Origin of the sequence: Glaciibacter superstes DSM 21135, from assembly GCF_000421145.1 — a bacterium.
Taxonomy (GTDB): domain Bacteria; phylum Actinomycetota; class Actinomycetes; order Actinomycetales; family Microbacteriaceae; genus Cryobacterium; species Cryobacterium superstes.
In genome coordinates, this window is record NZ_ATWH01000005.1 from 102,588 (window position 1) to 122,988 (window position 20,401).

At 64.5% G+C, this 20,401-nt stretch carries 18 protein-coding genes; 16 read left to right on the forward strand and 2 right to left on the reverse strand.

Translation table 11 applies throughout. From position 1 onward, the window contains the following. Nucleotides 1–90 precede the first annotated feature (90 nt). From K323_RS25000 to K323_RS0108120, 4 genes are all read left to right on the forward strand, one after another. Nucleotides 91–5,193 (forward strand): lamin tail domain-containing protein, encoded by a 5,103-nt coding sequence (locus K323_RS25000; RefSeq protein WP_022884781.1) that lies wholly within the window; start codon nt 91–93, stop codon nt 5,191–5,193. A 97-nt stretch (nt 5,194–5,290) separates the two neighbouring features. Beyond that, nucleotides 5,291–6,040 (forward strand): TetR/AcrR family transcriptional regulator, encoded by a 750-nt coding sequence (locus tag K323_RS0108110; RefSeq protein WP_022884782.1) that lies wholly within the window; start codon nt 5,291–5,293, stop codon nt 6,038–6,040. A 52-nt stretch (nt 6,041–6,092) separates the two neighbouring features. Continuing rightward, nucleotides 6,093–6,605: a CarD family transcriptional regulator gene (locus tag K323_RS0108115; protein WP_022884783.1), complete on the forward strand. Its 513-nt coding sequence runs from the start codon at nt 6,093–6,095 to the stop codon at nt 6,603–6,605. Between the two features lie 213 nt (nt 6,606–6,818). Further along, entirely contained in the window at nt 6,819–7,412 is a 594-nt protein-coding gene (locus K323_RS0108120) for a nucleotidyltransferase domain-containing protein (protein ID WP_022884784.1), read from the forward strand. Nucleotides 7,413–7,522: 110 nt separating this feature from the next. Here the strand turns inward: K323_RS0108120 and K323_RS25005 are convergent, their stop codons facing one another. Beyond that, entirely contained in the window at nt 7,523–8,218 is a 696-nt protein-coding gene (locus K323_RS25005) for a GntR family transcriptional regulator (RefSeq protein WP_022884785.1), read from the reverse strand. A gap of 179 nt (nt 8,219–8,397) precedes the next feature. On the opposite strand from K323_RS25005, the gene K323_RS0108130 reads away from it, so the two are divergent. Beyond that, the gene (locus tag K323_RS0108130; protein WP_026851406.1) at nt 8,398–9,270 is read left to right on the forward strand and encodes a nitroreductase family protein; all 873 of its coding nucleotides are present in this window, start codon (nt 8,398–8,400) and stop codon (nt 9,268–9,270) included. 97 nt (nt 9,271–9,367) lie between these two features. Here the strand turns inward: K323_RS0108130 and K323_RS0108135 are convergent, their stop codons facing one another. Next, nucleotides 9,368–10,603, reverse strand: coding sequence for a threonine synthase (locus K323_RS0108135; protein ID WP_022884787.1), 1,236 nt, complete (start codon nt 10,601–10,603; stop codon nt 9,368–9,370). A gap of 173 nt (nt 10,604–10,776) precedes the next feature. On the opposite strand from K323_RS0108135, the gene K323_RS0108140 reads away from it, so the two are divergent. The 11 genes from K323_RS0108140 (at nt 10,777) to K323_RS0108190 (ending at nt 20,260) form a co-directional block, all read left to right on the forward strand. Then, nucleotides 10,777–11,829 (forward strand): beta-propeller fold lactonase family protein, encoded by a 1,053-nt coding sequence (locus tag K323_RS0108140; protein WP_022884788.1) that lies wholly within the window; start codon nt 10,777–10,779, stop codon nt 11,827–11,829. A 249-nt stretch (nt 11,830–12,078) separates the two neighbouring features. Then, the gene (locus tag K323_RS0108145) at nt 12,079–12,852 is read left to right on the forward strand and encodes an NAD(P)-dependent oxidoreductase (protein WP_022884789.1); all 774 of its coding nucleotides are present in this window, start codon (nt 12,079–12,081) and stop codon (nt 12,850–12,852) included. Between the two features lie 2 nt (nt 12,853–12,854). Further along, entirely contained in the window at nt 12,855–13,589 is a 735-nt protein-coding gene (locus tag K323_RS0108150) for a GntR family transcriptional regulator (protein ID WP_084697105.1), read from the forward strand. 96 nt (nt 13,590–13,685) lie between these two features. Further along, the gene (locus K323_RS0108155; RefSeq protein ID WP_022884791.1) at nt 13,686–14,633 is read left to right on the forward strand and encodes a DUF6282 family protein; all 948 of its coding nucleotides are present in this window, start codon (nt 13,686–13,688) and stop codon (nt 14,631–14,633) included. Next, nucleotides 14,630–15,346 (forward strand): PIG-L deacetylase family protein, encoded by a 717-nt coding sequence (locus K323_RS0108160; protein ID WP_022884792.1) that lies wholly within the window; start codon nt 14,630–14,632, stop codon nt 15,344–15,346. The genes K323_RS0108155 and K323_RS0108160 overlap by 4 nt, the downstream gene beginning before the upstream one ends. Beyond that, entirely contained in the window at nt 15,343–16,020 is a 678-nt protein-coding gene (locus tag K323_RS0108165) for a 4-carboxy-4-hydroxy-2-oxoadipate aldolase/oxaloacetate decarboxylase (protein ID WP_022884793.1), read from the forward strand. The genes K323_RS0108160 and K323_RS0108165 overlap by 4 nt, the downstream gene beginning before the upstream one ends. Next, nucleotides 16,017–16,781 (forward strand): ABC transporter ATP-binding protein, encoded by a 765-nt coding sequence (locus K323_RS0108170; protein ID WP_022884794.1) that lies wholly within the window; start codon nt 16,017–16,019, stop codon nt 16,779–16,781. The genes K323_RS0108165 and K323_RS0108170 overlap by 4 nt, the downstream gene beginning before the upstream one ends. Beyond that, a complete protein-coding gene (locus K323_RS0108175; protein WP_022884795.1) occupies nt 16,778–17,653 on the forward strand; it encodes an ABC transporter permease in 876 nt (291 codons plus the stop codon). Before K323_RS0108170 ends, K323_RS0108175 begins: the two co-directional genes overlap by 4 nt. Before the next feature lie 106 nt (nt 17,654–17,759). Next, the gene (locus K323_RS25010; protein WP_051147280.1) at nt 17,760–18,839 is read left to right on the forward strand and encodes an ABC transporter substrate-binding protein; all 1,080 of its coding nucleotides are present in this window, start codon (nt 17,760–17,762) and stop codon (nt 18,837–18,839) included. 140 nt (nt 18,840–18,979) lie between these two features. Beyond that, nucleotides 18,980–19,690 (forward strand): SOS response-associated peptidase, encoded by a 711-nt coding sequence (locus K323_RS0108185; RefSeq protein WP_022884797.1) that lies wholly within the window; start codon nt 18,980–18,982, stop codon nt 19,688–19,690. Nucleotides 19,691–19,744: 54 nt separating this feature from the next. Beyond that, on the forward strand, nt 19,745–20,260 hold the full coding sequence (locus K323_RS0108190; protein ID WP_022884798.1) for a mycothiol transferase: 516 nt from the start codon (nt 19,745–19,747) through the stop codon (nt 20,258–20,260). The last annotated feature ends 141 nt before the right edge of the window (nt 20,261–20,401 follow it).

Consider the following 20,401-nt stretch of genomic DNA (forward strand, 5'->3'; position numbering starts at 1 on the left):
CGCGCGGTCGCTCGGCAGACAGCATCCGTTTACCTGCTGTTACTGCACCAACCCTACGTTCGACGAGTCCTCCTCGAACAAAGGTGCACCTTGACCACGCCACGTTTTCGTCGGTTTCGCGGAGCTCTTGCCACAGCCACCATCGGTGCGCTTGGCCTGAGCCTGCTTGCTGCCAGCCCCGCGTCCGCCGCTCCCGCCGACGGCGTGCCGCCGCTCGTCATCACGGAGATCGTCGCCGACAACCCGGGCGACGACAACTTCGAGTACTTCGAGGTGCACAACACCACAGCGGATGCCATCGATCTCGCGGCCGCCGGAATCACCTTCGCGTACTCCTACGCGGACTCTGACGATCAGGGGCGCGACGTTCCCCTGACCGCAGATGGCGGCGCTGAGGGCGATGTCAGCATCGCCGCAGGGGAGACCGTCGTCTTCTGGCTGAGCTACACCGCCGGCAAAGTCGACTCCACCAAGTTCACTGTCGACGGCTTCCGCACCGCTGTCGGCGCGGATGCGGCCACCCAGGTCGTTCGCGTCACCGGTCAGAACGGCATGGCCAACGGCGGCGATCGCGGCGTGCGCATCGTCGACGGCGACGGCATCCTCTCGTGGTCGCACTACCCGACCGGTTCGATGGGGCAGGGCCAGGCCGTGCACTTCCGCCTGCCAGAAGACACCGCAGACCTCGGCCTTGACGTTCTCGCGCCGAACGCCGCACTGAGCCCCGGCGTCATCGACCCCGCCGCGCTGGTGCGCCCCACGCCAGAACCCGACCCGGTTCCAGAGCCTGGTCCCGCCGCCAACTGGCCGCTCATCGTCACCGAGATCGCGCCAGACCACGCCGGCTACGACAACTTCGAGTTCTTTGAGGTGCACAACACCACGAACCTCCCCATCGACGTCGCCGCCGACGGCTACAGCTTCGCCTACGGCTCGTTCACCTCAGACGACATGACGAAGGACGTGCCGCTCACCGCAGAAGAAAACCTCGTGATCGGTGCAGGCGAGACAGTGCTCTACTGGCTCAGCTACACCAGCGGCAACGTCGACTCCAGCGCCTTCACCGTCGACGACTTCCGTGCGCAGTGGAATGCTCCGGCCGAGACGCCGGTCGTGCGCATCACCGGGCAGGGCGGCATGGCCAACGGCGGCAGCCGCGCCATCCGCGTCGTGCAGACGACGGATGCCGGTGCAGAGTCGGTCAGCTGGTCGCACTATCCGGCCGGTTCGGTCTCCACGACCGCGACCGCGCACTTCCGCATCCCCGGCGACATCGCCGAGAACGGCCTGACCCTGCTCGAGTCTGCGGCCGCGACCCCCGGTGTCGTGGGGCCCGAAGCGCTCGTCGCCCCAGAGCCCGAACCCGAACCAGACTGGGACCCCCAGCCTGACCCCGCGCTCACCACCGCGCGCCTGCAGGTGACCGAGCTGCTGCCAGACTCCACCAACGTCGGTGCATCAGACGGCTTCGAGTTCGTCGAGCTCTACAACGCGACGAGTGAGCCGGTCGACTTCAGCGACTACACGATCAACTACCTCTACCCGGTCGACTTCCAGACCAACAGCAACGAGGTGCTGTGGCCGGCCCAGCCGAGCGACGTCGTGATCGAGCCGGGAAAGACCCTGGTGCTTTGGGTCAAGAACGGTCCGAACGACGCTCTCGGTGCCGCCGACTTCAACGGGCAGTTCGGCACGAACCTCGAGCTCGGAACGAACCTCGTGGAGATCCCAGCAGGCGGCATGGCCAACGGCTCGCCGCGCGGCATCGAGATTCTCACCAATACCGGGTTCAGCGTCAACCGCGCCTACTACAACATGGGCACGACCGACGACGCGGTCGCCGACCAGGGCATCCGTTACGCCGTGACACCCGAAGACCTGCTGCTACAACGGATGCTGGGGGTCACCGCGGCGACACCGGGCGCCGTTCAGCAAGACCAGGTGCCGGCCGGCCTCATGATCGACCCCGTCGACACCGTCGCACCGGTGATCGACGACCTCACGGCATACCCGGTCGACCCGCCCGCCATCGACCCCGCCGTGAACTTCACCATCGAACTGGGAGCGAGCGACGACGTGCAGGTGCGCACGCTGGAACTGGCGTTGTCGAACAACGTGGACAGCGACATCCGTTCGCTGAAGCTGGTGCAGGGCGATGACGGAATCTATCGCCACGTCGTGAACGCCGCCGACCTCATCGGTAAGAAGTGGTACGAATACACGGTCACCGCGCGTGATGGTTCAAACGCCGCAACGACCGAGACCAGGCGGGTGCCGGTGATCGGTGCGAACCTCGACCCGATCCGGCTCAACGTGACCGACGGGCAGTACGTGGGCGGCGAGTCCACCGTGATCGCGGCAGCTGACGACTACCCGAGCGAGATCGAGCTGAGCATCGACGGCACACCCGTCGACACGGCGCCGAGCCTCGAGAGCGCGCCGACGTTCGCCTTCGAAGCGGGCGGGGTCGACACGTTCTTCCAGAACGGCGTGCGCATTGGCGATGACGTGCTGCACATCTTCGACGACGGCATCTACTCCGGCTTCGAAACGATCGTCACCCCGGTGCCGCAGGGTTACGTGGTGGAAGGCGACGAGGTCGTCGTGAGCATCTGGGCCGGCTCGAAGGCCGCACCGGAGATTGACCTGGGCGAGAACAACGACGATTTCCAGGTGAAGGGGCTGCGTCTGATCCTGCCCGATGGACGCACCCTCACCCCGATCGGCTACGACGACCCGACTGCCACCCTCAACATGGGCGACAGTGCAGGCAAGTTCGACTTCTACGACGCCAGGTTCGAACTGCCGGCGGATGCCTTCACCGGCAACTCCACGGTGTGGGACACCACCGCGGTCGAAGACGGCGACCACGTCGTCTCTGCCACGGATGGCATTTCCACTCTGGCCCGCACGGTCATCGTCGACAACACGGCACCTGAGGTGAGCTCGTCGATCATCGACGGCACGCCGTACCAGGGTGAGATCCGCATCGCGGCCGAGATCGCAGACTCCGGCTCAGGGGTCGGTTCGTCAACGGCCACGCTCGACGGAATGCCGATCGACCTCCCGTACACGACATCGTCGTTGATCCTCAACGCCGGTGACCATGCCCTCAGCATCGAGTCGGCAGACGTCGTCGGCAACACCACCGTCTACGAGGCCACGTTCACGACCTTCGTCGAGCAGCCGACCGGAGGGGCGCTCAGCCCGGCAGAGGGCAGCCAGGTCGAGGCCGGCGATGTGAGCGTGTCTGCGCAGGTCGACGATCCGACGGGTGACATCCTCGACGTTTCGTTCCGTGAGGGCTACCGCCTCGATCTTGCCGATGGCGACGTCGAGACGCAGTCCGGAACGACCCAGGATGCCGCAGCGACCGATCGCGAGCAGCCTGAGCCGCTTCGCTCGAGTGATGTCGAGGCCCTGGCGACAATTGACGGACTGAGCACTGAGATCAGTTCAGATTCGGAGTTCCCGTACCAGCTGTTCGACGTCGCGGTGCCGGCAGATGCCGGAGTCGACGCCCTCGTGCGGGTCACCTGGTCTGGGGCGGCAAACGCGAACGCGCAGGTCATCCTTTACGCGCTCGCCGCAGACGCCTCGAGCTGGACCGAGGTGACGCGCCATCTCACGACGGCCGACGACGAGGCGTTTACCCTCACTGGCACCGTCGACGTCGCAACCCACGCGGTCGAAGGACGTGTCAGCATCCTGGTTCAGCACTCTGAAGGATTTGCGGGAGCGAATCAGACCGAGCGCGACGACGAGGTGGCCCCGCACAATGCGGCGGATATGCCGCGATCGGAATATGACTTCACGCTCGCGTGGGAGTCTGACACGCAGTACTACAACGAGGAGTTCTACCAGCACCAGGTCGCGATTCACGACTACCTGCTCGACAGGCGGGAGGAGCTCAACCTGCAGTATGTGTTCCACACCGGTGACATCGTCGACGACTTCGACCAGCCATACCAATGGGAGAACGCCGACCCGCAGTACCAGCGGTTCGACGATGCGGCGTTGCCGTACGGGGTGCTCGCCGGCAATCACGATGTCGGGCACAAGAACAACGACTACACCGAGTTCAGCCGGTACTTCGGCGAGGCCAGGTACGCGGACAATCCCTGGTACGGCGGAAGCTACAAGGACAACAGGGGTCACTACGACCTCCTGACCGCCGGCGGCATCGACTTCATGATGCTGTACATGGGCTGGGGTCCTGCCGACGAGGAGATCGCCTGGATGAACGAGGTGCTCGCGGCTCATCCGGAGCGCACCGTCATCCTGAACCTGCACGAGTTCATGCTCACGACTGGTGGTCTCGGCGCGATCCCGCAACAGATCATGGACCAGGTCGTTGCGCCGAACCCCGGCGTGAAGATGGTGTTCTCCGGCCATTACCACGATGCGTTCCAGCGCGTCGACCAGTTCGACGACAACGGCGATGGAACACCGGACCGCTCCGTTCACTCGATGCTGTTCGATTACCAGGGCCTGCCGGAGGGCGGCCAGGGCTTCCTGCGCCTGCTGCACTTCGACAACGTGACCGGCCAGGTGACCGTGCGCACGTATTCGCCCTCGCTCGACCAGTACAACTCAGACGAGGCGAGCCTGCTCGGCCCGGTGGAAGACCCGTACGCCTACCAGGACTTCGAGGTTCCGTACGCAGACCTCGGCCTGGCGCCGGCGACGAAGACACTGGCGACGGATGCGTTCAGTGCCGACATTCTGACGACGAACGAGATCGCGGCGTTCACCGAGGTGCCGAGCGGGTCTGTCGTGACCGCGACCTGGCCGCTCGAGGAGCTCGGCGAGCACGGCTGGTATGTGCGGACCGCTGACCCGTACGACGCAGTCGACTACTCAGCGGTGAACCTCTTCACGGTGGTTCCCGCTGCGGTCGATCCGGAGGTGCCCGGCGACGGTGACGGCGACGGCGACGGCGACGGCGACGGCCCCGGAGACGGATCCGGCGACGGAGACGGCCCCGGCGGCTCAGATCCGGCCGACGGCGGGACGACGCCGATCGGCTCGCCCGGGTCTGGCGGGGCTCCGGCCGGCGACAACCTGGCGAAGACGGGTTCCCCCGTGGATGCCGCAGGCGTGTTCGGCTTCGCTGCGCTTGCCATGCTGCTCGCGGGCCTGGGGACGCTCCTCCTGCGGCGACAGCGACGCCGGTCGGCCCGCTTGGAGTAGCGCGCGTGGAGTAGTGTCTGGCCGCACTCGCGAACGGGGCGGGCGCCGAGCCCGCCTCGTTCTCGGACATCTGTCCGAGAAGTGGTACACTGGTCTGATGGCGTCAAACGTACTACCCAGAACGCCAGCCACGAGTTTCGCTTCGACCTCGAATCCGACTGCGACGCCGACAGCCACCACGACGGCAGTACCGGCTGCGACCACCGGCCCGATCAGGCAGCGCGCAGCCGGTTCCAGCCACGATCCGCGGGCGGAACGCACGCGTCAGTCGATCTTCACGGCAATCCGAACGCTGATGTCCGAACGAACGGGAAGCGTCTCGGTCGGCGACATCGTTCAGGCCGCGGGTATCAGCCGCAGTTCGTTCTACGCACATTTCTCGAGTCTTGACGAACTCGCATCCGAACTCTTGGGCGATCAGTTCAGCAGCATCGATCAGATCGCCGGTATGGGGTCGGCTGGTGTCGACGTGCACCATGGCGACCACGGTGCCCGCAGCACGGCGCGATCCGGGTATGCGCGGCTGATCGAACACATGATCGAGCATTTTCCGCTCTACTCGAGCGTGCTCGAACTGCCGTTGACCCGCAGCGTCTACGACCGCATCGTCGCCGCCTACACCACCCAGATTCTCGAGTCCATGCTGGTGAAGGGCGCCGTCCCGACCGGTGTGAACGCAGAGCTGGCCACGACCTACATTGCCGGTGGCGCCATGACCCTGATCAGCGCCTGGATGCGCGGCCGGTTCGAGGCGACAGACGACGAGGTCGTTGACCAACTGGTGCGGTTGCTCCCGAACTGGCTCGCTGATCCCAACGCAGAACCCCATACAGAACTTCACCCATGACTTTCGCCGGCTACCCGGCCGGTCCACCCCACAACAGAAGAAGGCAGTATCCATGAAACTCGTAATCGGCGAAACCCTCGTCTACCCGCACCACGGTGCCGTCACGATCACCGAACTCACCACCCGCACGATCAAGGGTGAGAAGAAGAAGTTCATGACGCTCAACGTGCACACCAGCGAGCTGATGATCCAGTTGCCAGTCGACAATATCGAGCTGGTCGGAGTGCGCGACGTCATCGACGCAGACGGTGTGAAGGCCGTGTACGCGGTGTTGACAGAGGAGTTCGTCGAGGAGTCGGGCAACTGGTCACGCCGCTACAAGGCCAACCAGGAGAAGATGGCCAGTGGCAGCGTCTACCGGGTGGCAGAGGTCGTGCGCGACCTGTGGCGCCGCGACCAAGACAAAGGCGTGTCCGCCGGCGAGAAGCGGATGCTGGAGAAGGCACGTCAGATCCTCGTCTCCGAGCTGGCGCTGGCGCAGGCTCTGACCGATGACGAGGCATCCGTTCTGCTGATCGAGGTTCTGCAGAGCGACGTCGTCGCATCGGAGCCCGCGGCGGTCTAATCCGCACTGCGCCGCCACCCGTGCGCTCTTTGTGCCGCCTCTCCGACCTGCGAGGCGACACAAAGAGCGCACGCGTGCGGTGCAATCGCCGTTTCGAGCGGCCTACACCGACGATCTGGCCGTGCTCACCCGTTGGGCTGCGGCCGATGGTTCACTCGTGCTCAGGGATCCGTCTGCTTGCCTATCCATATAACCGATAGTAATATCGTGTATATGAACACTAAGGCGCCAACACTCGCGCCGCTTTTCCGCTCAGACGCGCAGGGAGAGATTCTCGCGCGGCTGTTTCTGAATCCGGAGCGGTCATTCACGATCGCAGAACTCTCGCGCCTGGCGAAAACACCGTATGCGAGTGCGCACCGCGAGGTCTCCCGACTCGCAGGGATGGGACTCGTCACCGCCGAAAAGCGCGGTCAGGCGGTTGAGGTCCAATCGCGTCGGGATACGCCGACGTTTCGGCCTCTTGCAGAATTGCTCGGGCTCACCTACGGTCCCGCGGTCGTGATTCCTCGTGAGTTCATTGGCATAGCTGGCATCGGTGAAGCCTACCTCTACGGGTCGTGGGCGGCCCGCAGGGAAGGAGAGTCTGGCAGCACCCCGGGGGACATCGACCTGCTCATCGTCGGCAATCCATCCCGAAGCGAGATCTACGAAGCGGCGAGCGTCGCCGGTGCTGCACTCGGGCGTGAAGTCAACCCGCGTATTATCAGCGTCGATGCGTGGGAGGCGGCAGCGTCGGATCCGTTCCTTCGTACTCTCACCGAGCGTCCACTCGTCCGCCTTGATCTACTTGAGTCGCACTCATGATCAATCACTGGGAGCGCGGACGTGCTCAGGTAGATCAACTCCTCCAACTGACCTCCACGGCGGAACCGCCCGCGCTGACCAAGTCGTCGCGCGTCAGCGCGGCGTCGGGCTCAGACGGCCTCGGTGCCGTTCGCGGCAGCGTTCTCGTCGTTCACGGATTCCAGGAACGTTCCCAGCACGCTTTTGATGTGCTGGGTCGCGGCCGCACCCGCCTGTTCGGCGAGGCCCTTCTCAATGGCGTCGACGATGAGGAGGTGCTCCGTGAGTGACTGCTCTACCCTCCCGGGAACGCGTGCAGACAGACTGTTGACCAGACGCATCTGGTCCATCAGCTGCTCGCCGGTGCGCTGGAGCCGACTGTTCCCGCAGAGCGCCCACAGGTCGTGGTGAAACTCGAGGTCCATGCGCCGGTAGGCGTCGACGTCGCTGGATTTCAGATACGTGCGCTGCTGTTCACACTTGGCGCGCAGCTGGGTCGCGATTGCGGCGTGATTCTCCGCCGACGCGGCAAGCTGCGCGGCCAGCCAGTCGAGCGCCTCACGCATCTCATAGATCTCCCGCAGATCAGCTGTGCTGAGCGCCGGCACAAAGAATCCGCGATGCAACTTCGACTCAAGCACACCCTCGCGCTCAAGCGCCATCAGTGCGGCTTTGACCGGTGTGGCCGACAGGTTCAGCTTCTCAACGATGGGACGCACCGTCACCCGTGACCCGGGCGGGAGGTCACCGGCGATGATCATCGATCGAATGGCCGCGTACGCTTCCTGCGTCAGGCTGAAGCGAGGAAACGCGTCCGGGGATTCCATCACTCGGTCGACCCCATTTCAGCTGATTGAATTCTCACCATACGCGGCGGCGGCGCATTGGCGGCTGCGGCGCACTGGTAATAATGGCGCACTGGTAATAATACTGTCGCATTGCTGGCGCACATCTCAGGCATCCGTATTTAGATTCAAAATCTAAACTGCTCTGGTATGATCGCGACATGACGGAGACAACTTCAGTGGCGCACCGCAACCGGTTTATGCACGAGGACATCCCCGTGTCTGACGCATACATGAACGACACCGTTCACGTGATCACGGCCCACGAGTCGGTGCGAGCATTCGAATCGCGGGCGATCCCAGACGAAATGCTGACAGCCATTCTGACCGCGGCCAGAAGCGCACCGACCTCGTCGAACTTGCAGGCGTACAGCGTGATTGTGGTCGACGATGAAGCATCGAAGTCGCGTCTGGCCGTCCTCGCCGGTGAGCAGGAGTGCATCGCCCAGGCGCCGTTGCTCCTAGTGTTCTGTGCCGACGTCAACCGGCTCCGCTACGTCGCGCATCGTCAGGGGAGGGAATTCGGAGGCGACACGCTCGAGATGTTCCTCCTGGCATCCGTTGATGCTGCCCTCGTGATGCAGAACACCCTGGTGGCAGCTGAGTCGCTCGGCCTGGCGACGACGCCGATCGGCTCGGTGAGAGACCGACCTGACCTGATTGCAGAAGAGCTCGAATTGCCCGAAGGCGTCTATGCCGTTGCCGGGCTGTGCGTGGGCTTCGAGCGGGCGGGGGAGCGGCGCGGAACGAAGCCGCGGTTGCCGGAGAACGTGACCATTCACCGCAATAAGTACAGTGAAGACGCTTTCGAGGCGGGCATCAGTGACTACGACGACACGATGATGCGGCGGCGCACGTATGCCGGTCGGCACATCCAGGTTCCGGGCGAGGTGGGGCAGGACGACGCCGAATACGGCTGGGCCGAGCACACGGCGCTGCGGTGCAGTTCGCCGGAGGTTCTCGGAAAGCCCGCCGATTTCGGGCGACGGCTGCTGCGAAGCTACCTCGAAGGTCGCGGATTCTCCTTCGACTGAGGCCGTGTGCGGCATCGCGCCGATTCGAGACCGTGGCGATTCGATACCGCGCGGCGCCGCACATGGGAGATGTTTGCGGCGCCGCAGTCTGTCACGCTCACTGGAAGGCTGCCAGCACCTCGTCCGTGCCAGCATCGCGAGCGACCGTCGGCAGGTCGACGGCCACCGCCTCCGGGTACTTGTTGCCCGCGCCCGTGTTGAGCACAACGACCTCGTCCTGTGCGTCGATCCAGTCGGAACCACGCAGTTCAGCCACGGCGACGAGGGTTGCTGCCCCCTCCGGGCAGAACATCATCCCCTCGCTGCTCGCGCACTTCTCGATGAAGTTCAGGATGTCGCTGTCCGAGACCGCGATGGCGGTTCCTTCGGTTGCACGAACGGCTTCCAACACGGCTCGCCCGCCGAGCGGCTTTGGCACGTTGATGCCAAATGCCACCGTGCGGGTGTCGGTCTGGGGAGTGACATCACTCGCGCCGCTGGTGAACGCCTGCACGATCGGGTCGCATCCCGCAGCTTGAACGCTCACGAGGCGGGGAAGTTTCGCGCCGATCCAACCGAGTTTCTGCAGCTCCAGGATCGCCTTGTAGATTCCGATGAGCCCAACTCCGCCACCGGTCGGGTAGACGATGACATCCGGAACCTTCCAGCCCAGCTGCTCGATGAGTTCGAGCCCCATGGTCTTCTTGCCTTCGACTCTGTACGGCTCCTTGAGCGTCGATGCATCGAAGATGTCCCCCGAGCGCGTCAGTTCACCGACAACCCGGCCGGCATCCGAGATCAAACCGTCGATGAGCGCCACGCGGGCACCGGCCATCACGCACTCCGAGCGTGTGATCGCGGGAGCATCGACGGGCATGATCACCGTCGCTTCGATGCCGTACTGGGCGCAGTAGGCCGCCCAGGCTGCGCCCGCGTTTCCATTCGTGGGCATCGCCAGTCGCGTGATGCCGAGTTCTGCCGCCCTGGCGACTCCGACCGCGGCTCCTCTCGCCTTGAACGAGCCCGTCGGAAGCGCGGATTCATCCTTGACCTTCAACCGCGGCACACCGAGTGAGGCTCCGAGGCGCGGCAACTCGACCAGCGGCGTCATGCCCTCTCCGAAGCCGCGAATGAAGGCCGGATCTCGAACAGGCAGTAGCTCGTGGTAGCGCCAAAGCGTGGGCTTTCGCTCCGCGATGATGGCCGGCGTCACAGCAGATCGAACCGTATCGAGGTCGTAACGCGCCAGAAGGGGTGTGCCATCCGATCCGAGGTTACGAACCTCATCGGACGACGAACGAACTCCCGAACCGGATTCTTCAAGCTCGGTCAGGTAGCTGAACTGCTCTGGCATCAGGCGCTTCTCTCATTTAGATTTCAAATTCAATCAAGCATAGCGCGAACTCGGCGGTGAGCCCGCTCTCAGACGTCACTCATCTTTGCATGATCAAATTTTAAATCGAATCTGTTTACATATCCAACGAGAGGCATGCACACAATGCAGACTACTTTCAGCGAGGAGCGCTCATGAAGCACAGGCGAACGATGACGACAACGGCGGCGGTTTCGCTGTTTGCGCTGGCACTGACCGGGTGCGCTACAGCGGGCTCGCCGGGCAGTTCCGAGTCGTCTTCGAGTGACCCATCGGCCAGTGCGACGGCGGCTCCGGCAGAGGGTGACGGGTTTGATCCGGATATCACCAACAACTCGCTTGCCGTGAGTCCAGATGAGGCCACTGCTGTGGTCTCGGACAGTCGTGAGAAGTCCATCCTGGTCTATGACATCGCTGGGAAAGAGTTGCGCAAGAAGATCGGTGGGTTCGGCACACCGAGAGACATCGCCTTCATTGACGACGGGTCGCAGTTCGTCGTCTCGGACAGCACGCTCGGAACTCTCCGGTTCTACGACACGGATGATCTCGCCCTGGAGGACGAGATCATCGTCGGGCCAGGCGCATTCGGCACCGCGGTGAGCCCGGATGGCACGACTATCTACGTGAACAACGAGGCGCACAGCTCCGTCACGATCGTTGATCTCGAGTCGCGAAAGCCGATCGACGTCGTCACCGGGTTTGCCCAGCCGCGTCAGGGCACCACGGTGTCACCCGATGGAACAAAGCTCTTTGTGACCAACTTCGAGGGCGACAAGGTCATCATCGTGGACACTGCCAGCAAGGCGATCGTGGGCGAGTTGACCGGATTCAACAAGATCCGGGGAATCTCGGTGTCGCCCGATGGCAACACGCTGTATGCGGCGAACAGTGGGCGCAACGGCATCTCTGTCGTCGATGTTGCACTGGGTCAGATCACGAGCGAGATCACCGTCGGTGTCGAACCCTACGGTGCTTCGCTGTCTCCCGATGGCACGCTGCTCTTCGCGAGCAACAAGGCAGACAACACGATTGACGTCATCGACACCGCCACCAACACGATCGTGAAGACGCTGACGGAGTTCAACGAACCTCGCCAGGCAATCGTGTTCGACGACGCGGGAGAGCAGGCGTACGTGCTGAACCGCGACCTTTCCATCGCGACGGTCGATGTCGAAGGGCTCTCGGTCACCGACACGATCAGTAAGTAGGGGCGCGAGGCACTTGCCGCCTCTGTTTCTCACCAGTGCGCCCCATGTGCCGCCTCTTCGACGCGGGAGGCGGCACCTGCGGCGCACGCGCGAGCCCAAATCGTCGGCGTGAGCGCCGCGAACCGACGATTTGACCGCACTTGCGACGGCTCGTTTGTGTGCTGTGGGGCGTGATCACGCTCCCTCTTTACAGATTGTTAACAATCTTGTACGCTATCTAACTAACAAAGATGTTCATGAGGAGGCGCTGTGACGACTGTCACCGTTGTGGGGCTTGGAGAAGCCGGGCGACTGTACGCCACCGGTCTTCACGACGCCGGTGCCGGCGTGAGCGGCTACGACCCTTTCGTCACCCTCGACGACGAGGGGATCCACCAATTCGATCAGTTGTCGACCGCGGTGGCAGCCGCGGACATCGTGATCAGCCTCGTCGGAGCGAACGCCGCGGCCGGAGTTGCCGACGCCGCACTCACACATCTTGACCACGACGCCGTGTTCGCCGACTTCAACACCGGTTCACCGTGGGCCAAGGCCGCCATCGCGGGCCGCGCCGCGGAAGTCGGCATCCGTTTTGCCGACATCGCCGTTCTCGCACCGGTTCCGCGAGCGGGCAGCGCAACGCCCCTCCTCGCCAGTGGTACCGGGGCCGCCCGGGCATCTCAGCTGCTCACCCCGCTCGGCGTGCCCATCGAAGCCATCTCGGAGATCGCCGGTGACGCCGCCGGTCGGAAACTCCAGCGCAGTCTCTTCATGAAAGGGCTCGCAGGGGTTGTTCTCGAATCGCTCGCCGCCGGACGGGCAGCGGGCAGCGAAGACTGGATCCGCAACCAGATGGCCGATGAGCTCGGGCCGAATGGTCCTGCGCTCGTCGAGCGGCTCGTCACCGGCAGTCACGCTCATGCTGAACGCCGCATCCATGAGGTCGAGGACGCACTGGAGTATGTGACCGAACTGGGCACACCCGGCTGGATGGCGGATGGCACTCTCCGCTGGCTGGCTTCACTATCGAAAGGACAACCGTGAGCATGCTCTCCCGGCGCGACGCTTCTGCGGATCGTGACGACGACAGGGCCCTGCCCGCCAGGGCGTCCAAGGCCACGGCGGCCGAAGGAGGATACCGGCGACTGCACGGCGATATCGTGCAGGGACGCGTGATGCCGAACGAACGGCTTGTCGAGCTCGACCTGACGGAGTCGCTCGGCGTGCCACGGGCGGCAGTGCGAATCATCCTCGCCCGGCTGGAGAACGACGGTCTTGTCGTACGCGAACCCAACCGGGGTGCACGTGTTCGCATGGTCTCGGAGTCAGAGGCATTCGAGATCACCAGGATTCGTGCGGCCATCGAGTCGCTCGCCGCGGAGGGGGCGGCACTGCACGCCACCGATGACGACATCGCCGAGATGCGCGCGATGCTGGTGCAGATGCGTGAGCTGATGGAAAGCGGCGATCTCCTGAAGTACTCCGATGTCAACTCGCTGCTTCACGCCAAGGTCACCGCGACATCCGGAAACCAGACGGCCGCCAGGCTCATCGCCGAACTCAAAGCTCAACTTGTGCGTTTTCAGTACCGCACAGTGCTCGTTGTCGGCCGCGCCAAGAACTCGTTCGCCGAGCACACCGAGATCGTCGAGGCCATCGCCGCCCACGACCCCGAACGGGCAGCTGCCGCGATGCGCACCCACCTCTCGCACGTTGCGGAAACGCTGCGTGACACCGCCGGAGCGCGCTCCCAGCGCGCCCACGGCGAACCCGCGCCGTAACCGACGGCCGCCAGGCCCCACCAACACCGATCAGACCCAACAAGTACCGATGAGGTCACGCTGCAGAAGCGCGCCGAAAAAGCCAATGGAGGCTCAATGTCCGACCACCCAATTCCCACCGACCGTGCCAGGGCCCTCGTCACCGGCGCGTACGACACGCATATCCATGTTGGTCCGGATGTGATGAAGAGGCGCATCGACGATGTCTCGCTCGCTCGACGCTTCGCCGAGGTCGGCATGGCCGGCTTCGTCTTGAAGTCGCATTACGTTCCCACTGCCGAGCGCGCAGAAGTTGTGCGCGGCGTCATCCCCGGTGTTGACGTGCTCGGTGCGCTGACCCTCAACGGGTCGGTCGGTGGCCTCAACCCCGTCGCCGTCGAGATCGCCGGCCGACAGGGAGCCAGGATCGTCTGGTTCCCGACCGTTGACAGCGTCAATCAACGTGAGAGCAGGGCGCTTGCCCCTGCGGGGTCGACACCTCCGATGTGGGCGGAACTCCAGGACGATCTGGCTCGCGAGGGCATCATGTCGCCCGCCATCAGGATTCTCGACGGGTCCGGCGCCATCCTGCCGGAGGTCGGCGATGTCCTCACGGTGATCGCCAAGCACGACATGGTGCTCGCCACCGGACACCTGAGCAGTAGGGAGATCGTCGTCGTCGTCGACGCAGCGATCGACGCCGGCGTGAACCGGGTCATCGTCACCCATCCGGAGTTCACCTCCCAGCAGTTGTCCGTCGACGTGCAGCAGCGACTGGCGGAGCGCGGTGCGCTGATGGAGCGCTGCTTCACAACGCCACACAGCGGCAAGGTCTCCTGGGAAGTAGTCTTCGACCACATCCGCCAGGTCGGACCCGAGCATTCCATTCTTTCGAGCGACCTCGGGCAACCCTTTAATCCGCCGGTCGAAGACGGGTTGGCGCTCATGGCTGACCAGCTTCTTGCCGCTGGATTCAGCGACGACGAGATCAACATCATGGCGGTTGTCAACACGCGGGGCGCAGCGGCACCGACCGCCACGTCTCAGGCTGTGGGTGCGGCATGACGGGCAGGCGGATGCTGGTGGTCGGCGCACACAGCGCCGACTTCGTCTGGCGCGCGGCAGGCACGATCGCGCGCCACACTGCGGGCGGTGGGGAAGCCATCGTTGTCGCGCTCTCGTACGGTGAGCGCGGTGAGTCCGGCGGGCTCTGGAAGGAGCAGGGGCAGACCGAGGAGAACGTGAAGCGGATCCGTCACGGGGAGGCAGAGCGTGCCTCCACTGCGGTCGGCGCGACATTTCGGGCATTCGACTTCGGTGACTACCCACTCGACGTCGGACCGGAACGGGTCGATCAGCTTGCCGAACTCATGCGTGACTTCGCCCCGCACGTGGTGCTGACCCATCCGCAACTCGATCCGTTCAACCCCGACCACCCCGCGGCATACGCCGCTGTCGCCCGCGCCCGACTGCTGACGTCAGGTGCCGGGGTGGCCAGCGGCTTCCGCACAGCGGCGCCGTCGGAGTTTCTGGTGTTCGAACCGCACCAGCCGGAACTGTGCGGATTTGTGCCGACCGTCTACGTGGACATCACCAGCACTATCGACGCGAAGGCAGAGGCGATGTCGTCGATGGCGGCGCAGGTCTACCTCAAGGAGTACTACCAGCAGCGCGCGGAGCAACGCGGGAATCACGCGCGCAAGGTCACCGGCAACGCCGACATCCGTTATGCGGAGGCCTTCCAGCGAATCCTGCCGAATGTGGTGACGGAGCTATGAACGACGCGACGACGCAGAACACAATGACCAACCGTGCCGTGACAGACAGCAGCGTGACTGCCGAGCTGGCTCGGCTCGGAAGCGCCACGGTCTACGAGGCCTACGGCAGGCGCGGCCTGATCGATGTGCCCCTGCACCAGATCGTCCCCGGTACCCGTGCTGCGGGGCCGGCCAGAATCGCCGCATGCGCCCAGGATGACAACTGGGCCGTGCACGCTGTGATGGCCGCGGTGCAACCGGGCGACGTCCTCATCCTGACCATGCCTGAGCCGCGGCCGGTGGCGCTTGTCGGGGACCTGCTCCTCACCCAGGCGAAAGTGCACGGCGCTGCGGGAGTTCTTGTGGACGCATCCGTTCGCGACCTGGAAGACGTGCGCGAACTCGGTCTGCCGGTTTGGGCGAGGTGGGTGCGGGTGCGCGGGGCGGCTAAGTCCGACCCCGGCCAGGTCGACGTGCCCGTCACCGTCGGCGGTGCCGTGATCCGCCCAGGTGACATCGTCATTCTCGACGCCGATGGCGCTGTCGTCGTCGCACAGGGCGACGTCGACGAGGTGCTGGTCGCAGCGAGATCCCGGCTGGAACGCGAGGCGCGGATGCGGGAGCGTCTGCAGGCGGGCGAGCTCAGTTATGACATCCACGGACTGCGGGCACGCGAGAGTGAGGCGACGAAATGACAACCCAATTCGCGGTACGCAAGGTGTCCAAGCACTTCAGCAAAGACGGTGAAGATCTCGTTGCCCTGCGCGAAGTCGACCTTGACGTCGAAGAGGGCAGCTTCGTCGTGCTGCTGGGGCGGAGCGGTTGTGGGAAGTCGACGCTCCTCAACCTGCTCGCCGGCCTCACCACGGCGACGTCGGGGGCGATCACCTACCAGGGCGAGAAGATCACCGACGTGCGCACTCAGGTGGGCTACCTGACACAGCAGGACACACTGATGCCCTGGCGCGACGTTCAACGCAATGTCGAGATGCCCAGGGAGCTTCGCGGTGAACGGCGCGAGGTGCGCCGGGCCGCCGCCGGGCAGTTGATTGAGAGAGTCGGGCTCTCCGGTTTCGAGAAGAGCTACCCCAGGGAGTTGTCTGGAGGCATGCGTCGCCGGGCCAGCCTCGCGCGAATGCTGAGCGGAGACCCGGAAACCCTGTTGCTCGACGAGCCCTTCAGTGCTCTGGACGCCCAATTGCGCACCGAACTCCAGGCCGAACTGCTGAGGCTCTGGGCCGGCAGCGGTCGCACCGTCGTGTTTGTCACCCATGACATCGAGGAAGCGCTGCTTCTTGCCGACCGCGTGGTTGTGCTCGGGCCCCTCGGTCGCATCGTGCTCGACCAGGAGATCGACCTCCCTCGGCCGCGCGACCCGGACGACATGCGGGTCGCGCCTCATTTTGTCGCCCTGCACCGCCAACTCTCGGCGGCGCTGAAAGAAGGTGCGCTATGACCATCGAATCCACCGCCGGGTCGCCGGTCGCCCGGGCTACTCCAGGCACCGCTCCACCAACAGGGCCGTTGCGCATCCGTACCGAGAACACCTGGCGGCAACGCCAGGGCTACCGCACCATGATCTGGACCGCCAGAGCTCTGGTGCTCGTCATCTTTCTGGTGGCGTGGTGGCTGTTGTCCGGTCCAGTGCTCGACCCGCAATTCGTTGGCTCGCCCTTCGGTGTCGCAGAGCGGCTCGTGGAGTGGACAGGCAACGGGGTGCTCTGGTCGAACACCTGGATCACGGTTCAGGAGGTGGTGCTCGGCTTCCTCCTCGGCGCGGTCGCCGGCGCAGTGCTCGCTTACCTGGTCGCCCCCGTGCGTGCGATCTGGGACGTGATCAGTCCGTTCGTGATGGCCCTCTACGCCATCCCGAAGGTTGCCCTCGCCCCACTGTTCATCGTCTGGTTCGGAATCGGCATCGACATGAAGGTGCTGCTCGCCGCAGTGTCGGTGTTCTTCCTGGTGTTCCTCAACACGGCGGTTGGCGTGCAGGAGGTCGACCGTGGTCTCATCGATGCAGTCAGACTCATGGGCGCAAGCCGCCGGGACGTCGCCCTCAAGGTGATACTTCCCGCGTCGATGACCGGGCTGCTCACCGGCCTGCGTGTCGGTATCCCGTACGCCGTGATCGGTGCCGTCATCGGGGAGCTGGTCGCGTCCAACCGCGGCCTCGGCTACCTGATCAGCGATTCGTCGGCCAGCTTCGATACCAACGGGGTGTTCGCGGCTTTGGTCGTCCTCAGCATCCTCGCCACAATTCTCAACTCATTGGTCAGCCTGATCAGCAAACGGGCCAACCGATGGAAGCCGCTCTCCGCCGAGGGGTGACCCGCGGCATCCGTTCTCACGTTCTTCCTGTCGCACTCTCAGCACCTGTGTCGCTGGCACCACCCGCATCACCCGCGTTACTCACACCCGATCAAAGGAGATAGAAATGAGTACCACCCATAGCACATCGCGTGCTCGAATATTGGTCGCGCTGGCCGCGACCGTCGGTATTGTGCTCTCTGGCTGCGCCTCATCAGGTGCGGCGGATACGTCGGCGGATACGTCGGCGAGTGCCGGAGAAGAGCTGACCCTGAACGTGGGCCAGATCAGTAACTCGGTCGCGTTCTTCCCCATCTTCGTCGCCGAGAACGAGGGATTCTTCACCGAAGAGGGGCTCACCCTCGGCGAAGACCGCCCACGCCTTGGCACCGGCGCCAAACTGGCAGCGGCGCTGCAGTCGGGCAGCATCGACGTGGGCGGCGGGGTGATGACGGATGCCTTCAACTTGTACAAGGTCAACGATGAGGCTCGTATCATCGGCTCACTCGTCGACTCGTATTATGTCGACATCATCGTCGGTGACGAGTTTGACGGTGCCGACGTGGATGCGCCCCTGGCGGAACGCATTCAGTCCCTGAAGGGCAAGACGATCGGCATGACGGGCCCCGGCAGCGGAACGGAGGCGTTCATCAACTACCTGCTCATGCAGGAGAACATCGATCCGAGCACGGAGGTGACCCTGGTGAACCTTGGCGCTGACAGTTCTGCGGCGATCGGTGCGCTCAAGACCCACAAGGTCGATGCCCTCTCGTTCTTCCAGCCGATCGGGCAGGAGGCCGAGACGACGGATGTCGGCAGCATCTACATCTCGCCGACCAGAGGCGACGTGCCGACGCTCGACGGCGCGATGCACGGGATCGTCTTCACGACACAGTCGGTGATAGATGAGAAGGGTCCGGCTGTCGCAGCCTTCCTGCGCGGGATCGCGCGGGCAGAGGAAGTCATCCAGGGCGACTCCGCGGATGTCGCAGCGCTGTTTGAGCTCTACCAGTCGGGGATGGAGCCTGCCACGGTGGAGGCGCTTGTGCCGATCCTGCAGTCTGAGATGCCCGGCGATCCGCAGCCGAGCGAGGACGGGTACCAGAAGTCGGCAGACTTCCACCTGCAAACGGGTCTCGTAGAAGACCCGCCGACGTTCGCGGAGATCGTGCCGGCCGACTGGATCGCCGAGGCGCTCGCCGGCTGAGCGCCCTGCCTCTGTGCACGCGAGTGTGGTCAGATGGTCGTCTTCGCCCGCCGAGACCTCACCGTTTGACCGCACTCGCGTGGTCGGGGAAGTGCGCCGGAGCGGTTGCCGCCGCCGCGCGGCACGCCTAACCTGACACCATGTGCGGACGATTCGCGATGGACCAGAAGACCGACGACCTCATCCAGGAATTCGTCGCAGAGGGCGGCGACTTTCGTGACTGGCGCCCCAGCTATAACGTCGCCCCCACCGAGACCACGCTCGTGGTGCGGGAGCGCGAGCACGACGGTGATGTGACGCGCACCCTCGACGCCGTGAGCTGGGGTCTCCGCCCGGCCTGGAGCAAGGGCAAGTCGCCTGCCCCGATCAACGCGAGGCTCGAGTCCGTCGCCACGAACGGCATGTTCCGAAACGCGTTCGCGGCCCGCCGCTGCATCGTGCCGATGAATGGCTACTACGAGTGGCAGACGCTGCCAGACGGCAAGCAGCCGTATTACATTCACGGCCAGACGCCCGTGCTGGCGGCGGCCGGCCTCTACGAGGTGCGGAAAGACGACGACGGCGAGTGGGCGCTCAGCATGACGATAATCACGCGCGAGGCAGCGGATGCGTCTGGCGAGATCCATGACCGGATGCCGGTGTTCCTGACCGACGACGTGCGCGCCGACTGGCTGCGCCCCGCCAAGCTGGGCGAAACCGACAGCATGGTCAGCATGCTCGACTCGGTGTCGCTGACCATGGCATCCACCATCACCAGCTACCCGGTCTCGCGACGGGTGAACAGTTCCCGCGACGACAGCGTCGCCAAAGACGACCCGACCCTCGTTGAGCCGATCGAACTGGCCGAATAGGCATCTGCAGAAGTATCACTGGCACTCGCGCCACGGCTGGGGGAGAGTGGAACGATGACGACAAGTACTGAACTGCTCTCCGACGCAATCGAACGCATCCGTGGTGTTGTGCATCGAACTCTCGCCGGTCTCGACGACGACCAGTTGACCTTCAGAATCGACCCCGAAGCGAACACGATCGCCTGGCTCGTCTGGCACCTCACCCGCGTGCAAGACGACCACGTCGCCGATGTCGCCGGCACCGACCAGGTCTGGACGACCGGTGGTTGGCACGAACGATTCGCCCTCCCGTTCGAGGCGTCGGCCACCGGTTACGGGCAGTCGGCAACGGATGTCGGAGGGGTGCGCGGCGTCGCGGCCGAAGACCTCGGTGCGTACCACGACGCCGTGGCCGACCAGACGCTGCACTACCTCGGCACCCTCGGCGAGAGCGATCTCGACCGGGTCGTCGACATGTCGTGGAACCCGCCCGTCACCCTCGCGGTGCGGCTCGTGAGCGTGATCTCCGACGACCTGCAGCACGCGGGGCAGGCATCCTTCGTTCGTGGCGTTCTCACCCGCCGCGCGTAAGCGGCCCTGCCCTCTCCCTCTCCTCCCATCTCTCTCCCCTCCCACCACCCGCCGAACCGTGACTTGAGCACCTTCCCGGGCCCTGGGAAGGTGCTTAATTCACGGTTCGGCGAGCTCGAACGCAGGTGACGCGACAGGATT

Excerpts from the sequence above, each read along its gene's own strand:
- K323_RS0108110 (WP_022884782.1), top strand. The coding sequence starts at position 5,291 with ATGGCGTCAAACGTACTACCCAGAACGCCAGCCACGAGTTTCGCTTCG.
- K323_RS0108115 (WP_022884783.1), top strand. The coding sequence starts at position 6,093 with ATGAAACTCGTAATCGGCGAAACCCTCGTCTACCCGCACCACGGTGCC.
- K323_RS0108120 (WP_022884784.1), top strand. The coding sequence starts at position 6,819 with ATGAACACTAAGGCGCCAACACTCGCGCCGCTTTTCCGCTCAGACGCG.
- K323_RS25005 (WP_022884785.1), bottom strand. The coding sequence starts at position 8,218 with ATGGAATCCCCGGACGCGTTTCCTCGCTTCAGCCTGACGCAGGAAGCG.
- K323_RS0108130 (WP_026851406.1), top strand. The coding sequence starts at position 8,398 with ATGACGGAGACAACTTCAGTGGCGCACCGCAACCGGTTTATGCACGAG.
- K323_RS0108135 (WP_022884787.1), bottom strand. The coding sequence starts at position 10,603 with ATGCCAGAGCAGTTCAGCTACCTGACCGAGCTTGAAGAATCCGGTTCG.
- K323_RS0108140 (WP_022884788.1), top strand. The coding sequence starts at position 10,777 with ATGAAGCACAGGCGAACGATGACGACAACGGCGGCGGTTTCGCTGTTT.
- K323_RS0108150 (WP_084697105.1), top strand. The coding sequence starts at position 12,855 with ATGCTCTCCCGGCGCGACGCTTCTGCGGATCGTGACGACGACAGGGCC.
- K323_RS0108155 (WP_022884791.1), top strand. The coding sequence starts at position 13,686 with ATGTCCGACCACCCAATTCCCACCGACCGTGCCAGGGCCCTCGTCACC.
- K323_RS0108160 (WP_022884792.1), top strand. The coding sequence starts at position 14,630 with ATGACGGGCAGGCGGATGCTGGTGGTCGGCGCACACAGCGCCGACTTC.
- K323_RS0108165 (WP_022884793.1), top strand. The coding sequence starts at position 15,343 with ATGAACGACGCGACGACGCAGAACACAATGACCAACCGTGCCGTGACA.
- K323_RS0108170 (WP_022884794.1), top strand. The coding sequence starts at position 16,017 with ATGACAACCCAATTCGCGGTACGCAAGGTGTCCAAGCACTTCAGCAAA.
- K323_RS0108175 (WP_022884795.1), top strand. The coding sequence starts at position 16,778 with ATGACCATCGAATCCACCGCCGGGTCGCCGGTCGCCCGGGCTACTCCA.
- K323_RS25010 (WP_051147280.1), top strand. The coding sequence starts at position 17,760 with ATGAGTACCACCCATAGCACATCGCGTGCTCGAATATTGGTCGCGCTG.
- K323_RS0108185 (WP_022884797.1), top strand. The coding sequence starts at position 18,980 with ATGTGCGGACGATTCGCGATGGACCAGAAGACCGACGACCTCATCCAG.
- K323_RS0108190 (WP_022884798.1), top strand. The coding sequence starts at position 19,745 with ATGACGACAAGTACTGAACTGCTCTCCGACGCAATCGAACGCATCCGT.